The sequence below is a fragment of the Streptomyces sp. NPDC044064 genome, from assembly GCF_056434245.1.
Map to the genome: position 1 here is coordinate 4,673 of NZ_JBWKFN010000036.1, position 14,448 is coordinate 19,120.

General features: G+C 73.4%; 8 protein-coding genes and 1 tRNA gene. 7 read left to right on the forward strand and 2 right to left on the reverse strand.

The genetic code is table 11. The features are described from left to right. Positions 1-152: 152 nt before the first annotated feature. The 4 genes from AC07DS_RS39290 (at position 153) to AC07DS_RS39305 (ending at position 6,528) form a co-directional block, all read left to right on the forward strand. On the forward strand, positions 153-1,358 hold the full coding sequence (locus tag AC07DS_RS39290; RefSeq protein WP_479153407.1) for a DNA polymerase III subunit delta': 1,206 nt from the start codon (positions 153-155) through the stop codon (positions 1,356-1,358). 96 nt (positions 1,359-1,454) lie between these two features. Further along, the gene (locus AC07DS_RS39295) at positions 1,455-3,080 is read left to right on the forward strand and encodes an alpha/beta hydrolase (protein ID WP_479153409.1); all 1,626 of its coding nucleotides are present in this window, start codon (positions 1,455-1,457) and stop codon (positions 3,078-3,080) included. A gap of 109 nt (positions 3,081-3,189) precedes the next feature. Continuing rightward, positions 3,190-3,263, forward strand: a tRNA-Thr gene (locus tag AC07DS_RS39300). Between the two features lie 118 nt (positions 3,264-3,381). Next, positions 3,382-6,528 (forward strand): ATP-binding protein, encoded by a 3,147-nt coding sequence (locus AC07DS_RS39305; RefSeq protein ID WP_479153410.1) that lies wholly within the window; start codon positions 3,382-3,384, stop codon positions 6,526-6,528. Here AC07DS_RS39305 and AC07DS_RS39310 read toward each other — a convergent pair. Both AC07DS_RS39310 and AC07DS_RS39315 read right to left on the reverse strand, forming a co-directional pair. Beyond that, positions 6,506-7,300, reverse strand: a complete 795-nt coding sequence (locus AC07DS_RS39310; RefSeq protein WP_479153412.1) for an ABC transporter permease — start codon at positions 7,298-7,300, stop codon at positions 6,506-6,508. The two genes, AC07DS_RS39305 and AC07DS_RS39310, sit on opposite strands and share 23 nt — an antisense overlap. Further along, the gene (locus AC07DS_RS39315) at positions 7,297-8,295 is read right to left on the reverse strand and encodes an ATP-binding cassette domain-containing protein (RefSeq protein WP_479153414.1); all 999 of its coding nucleotides are present in this window, start codon (positions 8,293-8,295) and stop codon (positions 7,297-7,299) included. The genes AC07DS_RS39310 and AC07DS_RS39315 overlap by 4 nt, the downstream gene beginning before the upstream one ends. Positions 8,296-8,524: 229 nt before the next feature. On the opposite strand from AC07DS_RS39315, the gene AC07DS_RS39320 reads away from it, so the two are divergent. From AC07DS_RS39320 to AC07DS_RS39330, 3 genes are all read left to right on the forward strand, one after another. Beyond that, positions 8,525-9,742 (forward strand): cation:proton antiporter, encoded by a 1,218-nt coding sequence (locus AC07DS_RS39320; RefSeq protein ID WP_479153416.1) that lies wholly within the window; start codon positions 8,525-8,527, stop codon positions 9,740-9,742. A 201-nt stretch (positions 9,743-9,943) separates the two neighbouring features. Continuing rightward, a complete protein-coding gene (locus AC07DS_RS39325; protein WP_479153418.1) occupies positions 9,944-10,837 on the forward strand; it encodes a glycosyltransferase family 2 protein in 894 nt (297 codons plus the stop codon). Between the two features lie 437 nt (positions 10,838-11,274). Beyond that, the gene (locus tag AC07DS_RS39330; protein ID WP_479153420.1) at positions 11,275-14,448 is read left to right on the forward strand and encodes an AfsR/SARP family transcriptional regulator; all 3,174 of its coding nucleotides are present in this window, start codon (positions 11,275-11,277) and stop codon (positions 14,446-14,448) included.

A 14,448-nucleotide genomic window follows, 5' to 3' on the forward strand; every position in this document is an offset into this window, starting at 1 on the left:
GTGGTTTGATTTTCTCACGGGGGAGGGAAGAGCGTGGCGGGCCCCCGTCGGCGTTCCCCCCCCCCCCCCCCCCCCCCCCCGCGGTCGTTGTCGGTGCCCACCCGCACAATGGATGGCGGAACGCGGAATGTGACGGAAGGGCGGCGTGACCCATGACCGTGTGGGACGACATCGTCGGGCAGGAGAAGGTGAGCGCGGTGCTCGACGCCGCGGCCCGGGACGCCGACGCCCTGGTCACGGCCGCCGTGGCGGGCCAGCCGCCGCCGGAGGCGTCGAAGATGACCCACGCCTGGCTGTTCACGGGCCCGCCCGGAGCGGGCCGGAACCAGACGGCGCGGGCCTTCGCGGCCGCCCTGCAGTGCGTGAGCCCCGACCGCGCCCTCGGCGGATCACCCGGCTGCGGATTCTGCGACGGCTGCCACACCGCGCTGCTCGGCACCCACGCGGACGTCACCACGGTCGCCGCCGTGGGCTCGGAGATCCTGGTGAAGGACATGCGGGACACGGTCCGCAAGTCGTTCACCTCCCCCGCGAACGGCCGCTGGCAGATCATCCTGGTCGAGGACGCCGAGCGGCTGAACGAGAAGTCGGCCAACGCTGTCCTCAAGGCCGTCGAGGAGCCCGCCCCGCGGACGGTCTGGCTGCTGTGCGCCCCCTCGATCGAGGACGTCCTGCCCACGATCCGCTCCCGCTGCCGCCACCTGAACCTGCGGACGCCGTCGGTGGAGGCGGTCGCCGACATGCTCGTCCGCCGTGACGGCATCCAACCCGAGGTCGCCGGGGCCGCCGCCCGCGCCACCCAGGGCCATGTCGACCGGGCCCGCCGGCTGGCCACCGACCCGGCGGCCCGTGAGCGCCGCGCCGCCGTGCTGAGGCTCCCGCTGCGGCTGGACGAGGTGGGCGCCTGTCTCAAGGCGGCCCAGGAGCTGGTCGACGCGGCCGCCGAGGACGCCAAGCAGCTCGCCGAGGAGATGGACGGCAAGGAGACCGAGGAGCTGAAGGCGGCGCTCGGCGCGGCCCAGGGCGGCCGGCTGCCGCGCGGCACGGCGGGCGTGATGAAGGACCTCGAGGACATGCAGAAGCGCCGCAGAACCCGCACCCAGCGCGACAGTCTGGACGTGGCCCTCGGCGACCTCACCGGCTTCTACCGCGACGTCCTCGCCCTCCAGCTCGGCTCACGCGTCGCCATCGCCAACGGCGACACCGAGGACGCCCTGGAGCGGCTGGCCCGCGGCAGCACCCCGGAGGCCACGCTGCGCCGTATCGAGTCGATCGCAGCCTGCCGCGAGGCGCTGGACCGCAACGTGGCTCCGCTGCTGGCGGTGGAGGCGATGACGATGGCACTGCGGGCGGGGTGAGCCGGGCGTACGGTGGTTGACGGACCGCGTCCCCCGTACGAGGCCACACCATGAACGCACCGCACTCATCCCATCGCTCAGCGTTACGCTCGTCCGATGCACACCTGGCCCTCCCCCCGCCGGAAGCACGCCACCCGGACCGGAACCCGGAACCGGACCCGCCGGGCGACCGCGCGCGTCTCGGGCAGCCTGCTCGTGTCCGCCGCGCTGCTCGTGTCCGCCTGCTCCGCCGGCAGTTCGACCGCGTCGTCCGGCCGTGCGGCGGAGGCGGCGCTGGCCGCACTGCCGCGGTCCACCCCGTCGGCGCTGTCGTCGTACTACAACCAGCACCTGAAGTGGCGCAGCTGCGGTGCCCCCGGCTTCCAGTGCGCCACGATGGTGGCGCCGCTGGACTACGCCAAGCCCGGCTCGGGTGACATCCGGCTCGCCGTCGCCCGCAAGAAGGCCACCGGCAAGGAGCGGCCGCTCGGCTCGCTGCTGGTCAACCCCGGCGGCCCGGGCGGCTCCGCGATCGACTACCTCCAGCAGTACGCGGGCATCGGCTACCCCGCCGAGATCCGCGCGCGCTACGACATGGTCGCGATGGATCCGCGGGGCGTCGCCCGCAGCGAGCCCGTCGAATGCCTCGACGGGCGCCAGATGGACGCCTACACGCAGACGGACAACACGCCCGACGACCAGCGGGAGACGAACGCGCTGGTCAGCGAGTACAGGACGTTCGCCGACAGCTGCGGGGCGCACTCGGCGAAGCTGCTGCGGCATGTGTCCACCGTCGAGGCGGCGCGCGACATGGACATCCTGCGGGCGGTGCTCGGCGACCCCAAGCTGAACTATGTGGGAGCGTCGTACGGCACCTTCCTCGGAGCGACGTACGCCGGGCTGTTCCCGGGCCGGGTGGGCCGCCTGGTGCTGGACGGGGCGATGGACCCCTCCCTGGACGCCCGGAAGCTCAACCTGGACCAGACGGCGGGCTTCGAGACGGCGTTCCAGGCGTTCGCCAAGGACTGCGTGCGCCAGCCCGACTGCCCGCTCGGCGGCAAGGGCACGACACCCGCCCAGGTCGGCGACCACCTCCAGGCCTTCTTCCGCAAGCTGGACGCCCACCCCATCCCGGCGGACGACGCGGGCCACCGCAAGCTCGGCGAGCCGCTGGCCACCACCGGCGTGATCGCGGCGATGTACGACCAGGGGACCTGGGGGCAGCTGCGTGACGCGCTGACCTCGGCGATGCAGAAGAACGACGGCGCGGGCCTGCTCGCTCTCTCCGACAGCTACTACGAACGCGACGCGAACGGCCACTACAGCAACCTGATGATGGCCAACTCCGCCGTGAACTGCCTCGACCTGCCGCCCGCCTTCACCACCCCCGAGCAAGTGGATAAGGCCGTCCCGCAGTTCGAGAAGGCGTCCCCCGTCTTCGGCAAGAGCCTGGCCTGGGCCTCCCTGAACTGCGCGTACTGGCCGGTGAGGGCCACGGGCGAACCGCACCGCATCGAGGCGAAGGGCGCGGCCCCCATCGTCGTGGTCGGCACCACCCGCGACCCGGCCACGCCCTACCCCTGGGCCCGCTCCCTGGCCGGCCAGCTCTCCTCGGGCCGCCTGCTGACCTACGTCGGTGACGGCCACACCGCCTACGGCCGCGGCAGCTCCTGCATCGACTCGGCGATCGACACCTACCTCCTCCACGGCACCCCGCCGCCCGCCGGAAAGCGCTGCTCATAGCCCCTGTGGCCCGCCCCGGACGCCCACGCTCCGGGGCGTGGGCGAAGCACCCCTCGAAACTGTGTAGACTTACCGACGTTGCTGATCGCACCATAAGTGCGGGCAACGCGCCGCTTTAGCTCAGATGGCCAGAGCAACGCACTCGTAATGCGTAGGTCTCGGGTTCGAATCCCGAAAGCGGCTCCCTTTGAACCCCAGGTCAGATGCTTCTGACCTGGGGTTCTGTCGTTGGGCGGTCCAGAGAGATCGAGGGCGGCGGATTCGGGAGTGTGTTCGGCGCCCCGCTGGCTAGTCTTCAGGCGTGACGACCGAGTTGACCCTGCTGCCCCGAGTCTCCTGTCGCGGACAGGAGATCACGGCGCCTCGACTGCGTGGACTGCTGGCGTTGCTCGCCGGGGAGCTGCGTACCGGGTGCAGTACGGGCCGGCTGGTCGAGGGGCTGTGGGCGGAGGAACTGCCCGAGCGGCCGGGCAAGGCGGTGCAGGTACTGGTGTCTCGGCTCCGGGCACAGCTCGGTGCCGGACTGATCGTGAGCACACCGACGGGGTACCGGCTCGCGCTGGACGAGGCGCAGGTCGACAGCTCGGCGCTGCTGTCGTACGAGGCCGCGAGCGCCGGGTGCGCGCGGGCGGGGGACCATGAGGGTGCCCTGGCGCGGGCCGAGCAGGGGCTGGCGCTGTGGGACGGCAGCCTGGGTGCCGGGGAAGCCGAGGAGCGGCACGATCCGGTGACGGCGTTGCGTGCCGACCGGGTCCGGGCGTTCCGTTCGCTGGTCCGGTACCGGGCGCTCGCGCTGGCGCGGCTGGGGCGCGGGGAGGAGGCCGCGGCACCGCTCGCCGAGCTGGTCCGCGAACTGCCGCGCGACGAGGAGGTGCTGGCGGAGCTGCTGCGCTGCGAGGCGGCCACGGCGGGCCGGGCCGCGGCGCTGGCCCGGTACGACGCCTACCGACGCGGGCTGCGCGACGAGCTGGGCACGGACCCGGGGCTCCGGCTCAGGTCCGTGTACCAGGAGCTGCTGCGTGCGGACACCCCGTCCGTCCGCCACGGCGTGCCGCACGAGCCGAACCCCCTGCTGGGGCGGGACGCCGACGTCGTCGCCGTCGCCGGGCTGCTGCGCGACGCGCGGGTGGTCACCGTCGTGGGCCCCGGCGGGCTGGGCAAGACGCGGCTCTCGTACGCGGTGAGCCGGGCGGCTGCGCAGCCCTTGGTGCACTTCGTCGCCCTGGCCGGTGTCACCGCCGACGAGGACGTGGCCGACGAGGTGGCCTCGGCGGTCGGTACCGGGGACGTCCGGCAGTTGGCCGGCGGCGGGGACGTGGTGAGCGGCATCGTCGCCGCGCTGGGGTCCGGCCCCGCTCTGCTGGTGCTGGACAACTGCGAGCACGTACTCGCCGGTGCGGCCGGTCTCGTCCAGGCGCTGGTGTCGCGGTCGAAGGAGCTGCGGGTGCTGGCGACCAGCCGGGCACCACTGGGGCTGACCTCGGAGTCCGTGTACGCGCTGCCCGAGTTGTCCCCCGCGACCTCGGTGGAACTCTTCGAGCAGCGGGCGCGGGCCGCCCGGCCCGGCGTCGAGCTGCCCGCCGACCGGGTGGCCGAGATCTGCCGTCATCTGGACGGGCTGCCGCTGGCCGTGGAACTCGCCGCGGCCCGGGTGCGGGTGCTCTCCGTGGCCGACATCGCCCGCCGCCTGCAGGACCGTTTCGCGCTGCTGCGCGGCGGCGCCCGGGACGCACCCGAGCGGCATCGCACGCTGCGGGCCGTGGTCGAGTGGAGCTGGAACCTGCTGGAGAGCGACGGCCGGGCGGCGCTGCGCGCGCTGTCGGTCTTCCCCGGGGGCTTCACCGTGGACGCGGCGGAGTACGTGCTCGGCGAGACCGGGGGCGCGCTGGATCTGCTGGAGCAGCTGGCCGGCCAGTCCCTGATCAAGGTGGGTGACAGCCCGTCCGGGGTGCGCTTCCACATGCTGGAGACGCTGCGGGAGTTCAGCGCCGCCCGGCGGGAGGAGGCGGGCGAGGGCGAGGCGGTGACCGGCCGGTTCCTCCGCTGGGCCCGGGACTTCGGCCGGGTGCACCACGACGCGCTGTTCGGCGGTGACGCGCTGGCCGCCTTCGGCCGCGTCCGTGCCGAGCAGGACAATCTCGTCCTGGCGCTGCGGCACGCCCTGGCCCGCACCGACGCGCCGGCCGTCGCCGCCGTGACCGCCGCGCTGGCCTGCGTGTGGTCCGCCGGCAACAACTACGCCCGGCTCACCGCCCTCGCCGCCGAGACCGGCGGGCCGCTGTCCCATTTCCGCCCGGGGCCGCAGGACCCCGAGGACCTGGAGGCGGCCCGAAGCGCGGCGGTGGTGTGCGCGGCCGGGCTCTTCATGGGGCACGGCCCGCACGCCGTGCGCCAGCTCGTCACTCTGCGCCGTCTGCCGCCCGCACCGGCGGACACCGTGCCGCGGGCACTGGCCGTCGTGCTGGGTGCCGTCCCGGACATACACCCGCCGCGGTACGCGCGGTTGCAGGAGTTGTGCGACGCCGACGAGCCCATGCTGGCGGGCATCGCGGCGGGCGTCGCCAGCTATGTGTGGGAATCCACGTACGAGACGGAGCGGGCGCTCGAGTGCGCCCGCCGGATGCTCACCGCGGTCGAGCCGCTCGGCAATCCGTTCCTGATGCTGCTCAGCCGTGGGCGGATCAGCGAGTTGTGCCTCAAGACGGAGCGCGGCGCGGAGGCGTACGGCCATCTGCGGGCGGCGGAGGCGCTCGGTGAGGTCGGGGACTGGTCCGACGCGATCGGTGTCCGCTACGGCCTGGTGTCCGCCTGTCTGCAGCGCGGGGAGGTCGACGAGGCGGAGTACTGGCTGGGCCTCGCGTCCCCGGACCGGCAGCCGGAGCACGCCCAGGCCGTCACTCCCGAGGGGCTGCAGGCGCGGGCGGAGATCGCACTGGCCCGGGGGCTGACCGAGGTCGGCCTCGGGCTGTGGCGACAGGCCGCGGCAGGGCTGCGGGAGAGCAGCCTGCTGGTGGCCGGTGATCCCTTCCTGGATTCGTGGGCGCTCCAGGTGCAGGCGGCCGCGCTCGCGGCGCACGCGCAGCACAGCCGGCTGGAGCCGGTGGCCCACCTGGCCGAGGACCTTCGGGTACGGCTGCTCGGGATGCTGTCCGGCTCGCCCGGTGCCGGGGATCTGCCGGAGCTGTCGGTGTACGGCACGGTGCTGCTGGCGCTCGGGTTCGCCGGGCTGGCCCGTGACGACACGGCGGCGGTACGGCTGATGGCGCTGGCGGAGCGGATGCCGGTGATGCGGGACCTGCCCACCCTGTCCTCGGCGCGGTCCCGGCAGGCGGCCGAGAACGCCGACAGGGCGGCCTACGCCGAGGCGAGATCGGCGTACGCCACCCTGGGCCAGGAGGAGTTGCGGGCCACGGCACTGCGCGAACTCAACTCCGCGGCTCGCGGTTGAACTGGGCCTTGGACCACAGGTAGCCCAGCACGGTCAGCGCCAGACACCAGCCGACCGCCAGCACCGCGTTCTTCGTGCCGATCTCGCTGCCGAGCAGCAGTCCGCGCAGGGTCTCGATGGCCGGCGAGAAGGGCTGGTACTCGGCGAACCAGCGGAATCCGCCGGGCATGGCGTCCACCGGCACGAACGCGCTGGACAGCAGCGGCAGCATCGTCAGCGGCATGCCGAGGTTGCTGGCCCCCTCGGCGTTCGGGCTGGCCAGGCCGATGCCGACCGCGATCCAGGTCAGGGCGAGGCTGACCAGGGCCATCAGGCCGGCCGCCGCGATCCACTCCAGCGGCGTCGCGTCCGGCCTGAAGCCCATGGCCACCCCGAGGCCCAGGATCAGCGCCAGGGCCAGCATCGTCTGGATCACGGTGCCGATCACATGACCGGTCAGCACGGAGGCGCGGGAGATCGCCATGGTGCGGAACCGGGCGATGATGCCCTCGGTCATGTCGGTGGCCACGGACACAGCGGTGCCGAGCGAGGTCATGCCCACGGTCATGAGGAGGATGCCGGGGACGATGTAGGCGATGTACTCGGAACGGTCCGCGTGGCCGCCGGCCATGCCCGCGCTCATCACGTCGCCGAAGACGTAGACGAAGAGCAGCAACAGCATGACCGGGGTGAGCAGCAGGTTCAGGGTGAGCGACGGGTAGCGGCGGGCGTGCAGGAGGCTGCGCCGGAGCATCGTGAGGTTGTCGCGGAAGGCGTGGGCGGGGGCGCTCATCGGACGGTCTCCCTGTCGGTGGTGGTGGTGGCGGTGGTGGCGGTGGGGTCGGTGGCGGGGTCGGACGTGCCGGTCAGGGCGAAGAAGACGTCGTCCAGGTCGGGGGTGTGGACGGTCAGTTCGTCGGCCTCGATGCCGGCGGCGTCGAGCCAGTCGAGGATGGCGCGCAGTTCGCGTTGGCTGCCGTCGCTGGGGATCTGCAGGGCGAGGGATTCGTCGTCGCGGGAGGTCTCGCGCAAAGCGGTCGCGGCCCGTTCGTAGGCGGTGGGGTCGCTGAAGCGGAGCCGGACGTGTCCGCCGGGGACGAGGCGCTTGAGTTCCTCCGCGCTGCCCTGGGCGACGATCTTGCCGTTGTTGAGTACCGCGATGCGGTCGGCGAGTTCGTCGGCCTCGTCGAGGTACTGGGTGGTGAGGAAGACGGTGACGCCGTCGGAGACGAGTTCCCGGATGATCTGCCACATGGTGTGGCGAGAGCGTGGGTCGAGGCCGGTGGTGGGTTCGTCGAGGAAGATGATCCGCGGGCTGCCGACCAGGGTCATGGCGATGTCGAGGCGGCGCTTCATGCCGCCGGAGTAGGTGGAGGCGGGCTTCTTCGCCGCCTCGGTGAGGTCGAAGCGTTCCAGGAGTTCGGCGGTGACCTGTCGTCCCTCGCGCTTGGAGAGGTGGTGCAGGTCGGCCATCAGGAGCATGTTCTCCTCGCCGGTGATCAGGCCGTCGACGGCGGAGAACTGGCCGGTGACGCCGATCGCGGCCCGTACTGCCTGGGCCTGGGCGGTGAGGTCGTGCCCGGCGATCCGCGCCCGACCGCCGTCGGCGGAGATGAGAGTGGAGAGGATCTTGACGGCGGTGGTCTTGCCCGCGCCGTTCGGGCCGAGCAGCGAGAAGATCGTGCCGGCCGGCACCTGGATGTCGATGCCGTCCAGGACGGTCTTGTCTCCGAAGGACTTGCGCAACCCGGTGGCTGCGATGGCGAGTTCGTGGTCTGTCGTCGGCATGCCGCAGAGCTTGCGGCCGAGGCGGTTCAGCGTGGTTTCAGCGCGGTTTCAACCGCGCGGGGGAGGCCCCCTGCCGGGTGGCCGGGTGCGCGCTGCGACGCACGATGAGCTGCCCTGCTCGGTACGGCCGGGACTGCCGGCGGTGTGGCGGAAGTGCCCCGAGCGGGACGCCGGGTGTCTGCCGGATGTTTCATCCCTTTTACCGCCGGATGCCTGGATACTGCGAGGCATGTCGCATCCCGGGACGCTCGTCCTGATCACGGCCATCGCGGTGCTGGCGCCGCTGCTCGCGTACGCCGGCGGCCGCTGGATCCCCGTCCCGCTGGTCGTCCTCGAGATCGTGCTCGGCATCGCCGTCGGCCCCGACGTCCTCGGCTGGGCCCGGCACGACCGGGCGATCGACGTCCTGTCGAACCTCGGTCTGGCCATGCTGGTCTTCCTCGCCGGGTGCGAGATCGACTTCGCTGCCGTCCGCGGCACCGTCCTGAACCGCTCGATCGCCGCCTGGGGCATCTCCCTGGCGGCCGGCCTGGGTATCGCGTTCGCGCTCACCGGCGGTGAGACCACGAAGAGTTTCGTCATCGGCACCGCGCTCACCAGTACCGCGCTGGGCACGGTCCGGCCGGTCCTGCGCGACTCGGGGGATCTGCGCGGTCGCTTCGGGACGGTCGTCCTCGCCTTCGGCGCGGCTGGTGAGCTCGGTCCCGTCATCGCCATGGCCCTGCTGCTCAGCGGCCGCGGGCCGGCCATGGCCACCGCGGTCCTGGTGGCGTTCGCGGCCGTGACCGCGGCGGGCATGCGGTGGGCACTGCGGCCACGCCCGGCACGGTTCTCCCGGCCGGTCGCCCGAACGCCGGACAGCGGCAGCCGGTTCGCCGTCGGGTACGTCGTGCTGCTGCTCGCCTCGGTGCTCGGTCTGGCCGGCGTGTTCGGCCCGGACATCCTGCTCGGCGCCTTCGCCGCCGGCGTCGTCACCCGCCCGATCCTGCACACCGCCGGCCCTGCGCGCAGCGTCCAAGTGCTCAGCAGGACGGGGGCGATGGGGTTCGGCTTCCTGGTCCCGCTCCTCTTCATCGTCACGGGCATCGACTTCGACCTCGACGCGCTGCTGCACGGAGGCAGTTCCCTCGTCCTGCTGCCGGCCTTCCTGCTGCTCTTCCTCCTGGTCCGCGGCCTGCCGCTCTACCTGCTCGCCCCGCCCGACCTGACCCGCCGCGACAGCGCCGCCCTGCTCCTGCACGGTTCCACGTGCCTTCCCCTCGTCGTCGCCGTCACCACCCTCGGCCTCGCCGACCGGTCCATCGCCCCGGGCGAGGCCGCCGCCCTCGTCGGCGCCGCCATGCTCTCCGTCCCGGTCTTTCCGCTCCTCGCTCTCCGGATCCGCGCGGGCCGTGGCGAGAGGGCCGAACGGCCGTCGGGAGTTGTCGGGAGCGCGCAGTCGTGGTGAGCCGAGGGAGGGGGCGCGGGGGAGGGGGTACGGCTCAAGTTCCCGCGACGCAGGGAAAGGTGCTCACAAAACCGGAGCAAAGGGGCGGCAAAGTGAATCTGCGTCAGGTGAACCGGCGCACCTGAGGCAACATCTTGGTGAACGGCGAGCGCCCCGCGGTCAGGACGCCGGTGCCGCCGTAGGCCGGATGGGGTGAGGGACGTGGTGGAGCCGAGGATCGCCGTCGCGGTGGTGACCATGGGCAACCGGCCCGCCGAAGTCGACGCCCTGCTGGAGTCCGTGGCCAAACAGGACGTCGCGCCCGCCCGCATCGTGATCGTCGGCAACGGCTGTCGGCTGCCCGAGTTCGCCGAACGGCTGTCCCTGCCGGGCGAGGTCACCACCATCGACGTCGAGGAGAACCTCGGTTGCCCGGGCGGCCGCAACGTCGCCCTGGCCCGGCTGCGGGAGTACGGCGACGTCGACGCCGTCGTGGAACTGGACGACGACGGACTGCTCGTCGACCCCGACGTGCTGCGCCGGGTGCGCGAGCTGTACGCGGCCGACCCGCGCCTCGGCGTCATCGGCTTCCGCATCGCCGACGAGCACGGTGAGACGCAGCAGCGGCACGTGCCCCGGGTGGGCAAGTCCGACCCCCTGCGCGGCGGTTACGTCACCGGCTTCCTCGGCGGCGGGCACGCCTTCCGCATGGCGATGCTGGCCGAGACCGGTGACTGGCCCGCCGAGTTCTTCTTCGCGCACGAGGAGACCGACCTCGCCTGGCGGGCCGCCGACGCCGGCTGGAAGATCCTCTACGCCCCCGAACTGCTGCTGCAGCACCCCAAGACCTCGCCGGCCCGGCACGCCATCTACTACCGCGTCAACGCCCGCAACCGGGTCTGGCTCGTCCGGCGCCGGCTGCCGCTGCCGCTCATCCCGGTGCACCTGGGGGCGTGGCTGCTGCTCACCCTCGCCCGCACCCGCTCCCCGGCCGGGCTGCGTGCCTGGTTCGGCGGGTTCGCGGAGGGGCTGCGGGAGTCGCCCGGCGAGCGGCGGCCGATGCGCTGGCGGACGGTGTGGCGGCTCACCCGGCTCGGGCGCCCGCCCGTCATCTGAGCGGAGGGCGGCGTGGCGCGGCGAAGGCGCGAGGACCGGAAAGCGAGAAGGGGACGGGACAGGTCCCCGGTCGTTCACCTCCGCCGACCGGGGACCCTTGAGTCCCCGGATCAGGCCTGCGGCGACACTCCCCCGAGTTACGCGACTTGCCGCGCGCGCCGTCGGGCCGGATCCGATGAAAAGATCACATCAGGGCGCGCCAACGGATCGCTAACATGTGGCCAACGGTTCGTCCGCAGGTCGCGGTTCGGCTGGCCGGAAGTAGCCGGGCGGCAGGGCTAGTAGGCAGGAACCCTAACGGATTCCAGCCCCGGCCAACAGATGGTGGCTGGCGGAAAATCGTTGTGAATGGGGCGGATTTCCGCCAAGGACCGGCGGGCGCACGCCCGCCGCGCAGCATGGTCGGACGGGACCGCGCGGGAAGGCAGTGGAGCGGGATGCGGCGGTGCGAGCTGCGCTTCGGACTGCTGGGACCGCCCGTACTGTACGACCGACAGCCGTACGAAATTTCGTACGACGCCTCCGACGGCGCCCTCGGCACCGCGGAGAACCCCGTCACCCCCGAGACCCCCGAGACCCCTGACAACCTCGTCCGTGCCATCGGCAGCCCCAAGGTCCGCGCCCTCCTCGCCGCGCTGCTGCTGGAGGCCGGCCGGGTCGTCTCGGTCGAGTCGCTGAAGGACGCCCTGTGGGGCGGGGCACCCCCCGTCTCCGCGCAGGCCTCCCTGCACAACCACGTCACCCGGCTGCGCAGGCTGCTGGACGACCCCGAGCGGCTCAGGGCCGTGGCGCCCGGCTATCTGCTGCGCGTGGACGAGGGCGAGTTGGACGTGCACGTCTTCGACGCCCGGGTCGCCGAGGCGCGCGCCGCGCACGCCCGGCGGGACTGGGCCGGTGTGGTGCGCCCCTGCACGGCCGCGCTCGCGCTCTGGCGCGGCACCCCGCTGAGCGGACTCCCCGCCGACCTCGGCGGCTACGCGCTCGTGCAGCGCCTGGAGGAGGCGCGGCTGTTCCTGCTGGAATGGCGGTACGACGCGGAAATCGCTCTCGGCGGAGCCCGGTTGGCCGCAATCGTCCCCGAGCTGGCGGCCCTGGTCGCCGAGCATCCGCTGCGCGAGGCGTACCACCGCCAGCTGATGCTCGCCCTGCACCGCACCGGCCGCCAGGCCGAGGCCCTGGCCGTCCACCGTGACCTGCGCGCCCGCCTGGTGGAGGAACTCGGCATCGAACCGGGCCCATCGGTCCGCGAGGCCCATGTGGAGGTCCTGCGGGGCGCCCCGGTACCGGAGGCGGGGGAAAGGAGCGCCCGGGTCCCCGCCCAGCGTGTCTACACCCCTGCGCCCGCCGACGGTGGGAAACCCCCGCAGGGCTCACCCGCGCCCGACGACGGGAGCGGTACGGGCCGTGCGGGCGGGAACCCGACCCCGGCCGAAGGCCGGGTCTCCACCCATGCACCCGCACCGGCCCAACTCCCCGCGCCCCCGGCGAACTTCACCGGCCGGGCCGCCGAGACCGAGGCGCTGCACCGCACCCTCGCCGCCCGGCGGAGCCGGCTCGCCGTGATCAGCGGCATGGCCGGGGTGGGCAAGAGTGCCCTCGCCCTGCACGTGGCCCACGAGCTGAGGGAACGTTTCCCCGACGGTCAGCTGTACGTGAACCTGCACGGCGCGACCCCCGGCATGGCCCCGCTCACCTCGTCCCAGGCGCTCACCGCCCTGCTCCGCGATCTCGGCGCCGAGCCCCGCAACATCCCGGAACACCCGGACGCCGCAGCCGCGTTGCTCCGCTCCCTGCTCGCCCCGGCCCGCATCCTGCTGGTGCTGGACGACGCGGCGAGCGCGGCTCAGGTACGGCCGCTGCTCCCGGCCGGGCCCGGCTGCGCCGTGATCATCACAAGCCGCTCCCCGCTGACCGCCCTGGACGGGGCCCGGTGCTTCCCGCTCGGCCCGCTGACCGGCGAGGACAGCGCGGCACTGCTGCGCGCGGTGAGCGGACGCGAGGGGCTCGACGCGAGCCACGCCCTGGTCGAGCTGACCGGCAGGCTGCCGCTCGCGCTGCGGGTCGTCGCCGCCCGGCTGGCCGCCCGCCGGGCCCTCACCCCGGACGTGCTGGCCGGTCAACTGGCCGCCACGGAAGGCCGCCTGCACCACCTGGAGTACGACGACCTGAGCGTCCGCCGGTCCCTGGCCGTCGCCCATGACGCGCTCGCCGCCGCCGAACGTGAGGCCGACCGGGATGCGGCCCTGGCCCTGCGCCGCATCGGCGCGCTCGACCTGCCCACCTACGGAGCCCCGCTGGTCGCCCGCCTCACCGGCACCGACGCGCGCCGCGCCGAGGCCGCCCTGGACCGGCTGGTCGACGTGGCCCTGCTGGAGGAGACGGAGTACGGCCGCTACGCCCCGCACGACCTGGTCCGGGACTTCGCCCGCGAACTGGCCGGGCAGAGCCCCGAGCCGGCCAACGGCGCCGATCCGGACCTGACCGCCCTGCGCTGGTACGCGGCAGCCGCCGAGCGGGCCCTCGTCGCCATCGTGGAGCCCGGTCTCGACCAGGACGACCGTCTGCGGCCCACCTCCGCCCAGCCGGCGGAGCACGCGGCGGACGTGGCGAACCTGGGCACCTTCGAGTCCGCCGAGCGGGCGTTCGCCTGGGGCGACGTGGAGCTGGAGAACATCGTGGCGCTGGTCGAGCGCAACGCCGGCCCGGGGGGCGAGTGCCGGGCCGCCCATCTCTCCACGCTCGTCCGGCTGTTCTTCCCCTATGTGCAGCGCAGCGGCCGGGTCGCCGAGATGGAGGTGCTGGGGCGGGCCGCGCTCGGCGCGGCGCGCCGGCTCGGCGACGAGGCGGCCGAGGCGTACGCCCTGGGCGACCTCGCGGGCCTGCACTTCCTGACCGGCCGGCAGAACGACGCCCTCGCCCTCACCGACCAGGCCCTCGTGATCTGGCGGCGGCTGGGCACGGTGTCCTGGATCCGGCGCTGTCTGAACAACCGCGGGCTGCTGCTGGAGGGGCTCGGCCGGTTCGAGGAGTCCGGCGAGGCGCTGCGGCAGAGCCTCGCCCACTCCCGGCAGCTGAACGACCCCTACGGCGAGGCCGTCACCCACAGCCACCTCGGCAACCTCTACGAGCACACCGACCCGCGGGCCGCCATCGAGCAGCACCGGCGCTCGCTGGCGATCGGGGACGAGATCGGCGCGGTCATCGTGCAGCACTCCGCGCACTGCAACATCGGCTACGCCCACCTCGCCCTCGGCGAACCGGCCGCTGCCGCCGGGCACTTCCAGGAGAGCCTGCGCATCCTCGGCGGGCACGGCGACTGGCACGGCGAGTCGCAGACCCGGCTCGGCCTGGTCCGCGCGCTGCGCCGGCTGGGCGAGGCCGAGCGGGCCGCGCAGGAGTGCACCGAGCTGCTGCGCCGGGCCGACGCCCGCGCCGACCGCTACATGGGCGGCCTCGCCCGTCACCAGCACGGGCTGCTGCTGCGCGAGCTGGGCCGGCGGCCGGAGGCCCACGACGCCTGGCGCGCGGCCCTCGTGGCCCTGGACGGCACCGACGAGCAGACGGTGCTGGAGGAGCTGCGCGAGCTGCTGGCCGAGGCCTCGGCCCCGTGA

Bases quoted from the DNA above. Each gene is read 5' to 3' on its own strand.
- AC07DS_RS39290 (WP_479153407.1), top strand. From the start codon at position 153: ATGACCGTGTGGGACGACATCGTCGGGCAGGAGAAGGTGAGCGCGGTG.
- AC07DS_RS39295 (WP_479153409.1), top strand. From the start codon at position 1,455: ATGCACACCTGGCCCTCCCCCCGCCGGAAGCACGCCACCCGGACCGGA.
- AC07DS_RS39310 (WP_479153412.1), bottom strand. From the start codon at position 7,300: ATGAGCGCCCCCGCCCACGCCTTCCGCGACAACCTCACGATGCTCCGG.
- AC07DS_RS39315 (WP_479153414.1), bottom strand. From the start codon at position 8,295: ATGCCGACGACAGACCACGAACTCGCCATCGCAGCCACCGGGTTGCGC.
- AC07DS_RS39320 (WP_479153416.1), top strand. From the start codon at position 8,525: ATGTCGCATCCCGGGACGCTCGTCCTGATCACGGCCATCGCGGTGCTG.
- AC07DS_RS39330 (WP_479153420.1), top strand. From the start codon at position 11,275: ATGCGGCGGTGCGAGCTGCGCTTCGGACTGCTGGGACCGCCCGTACTG.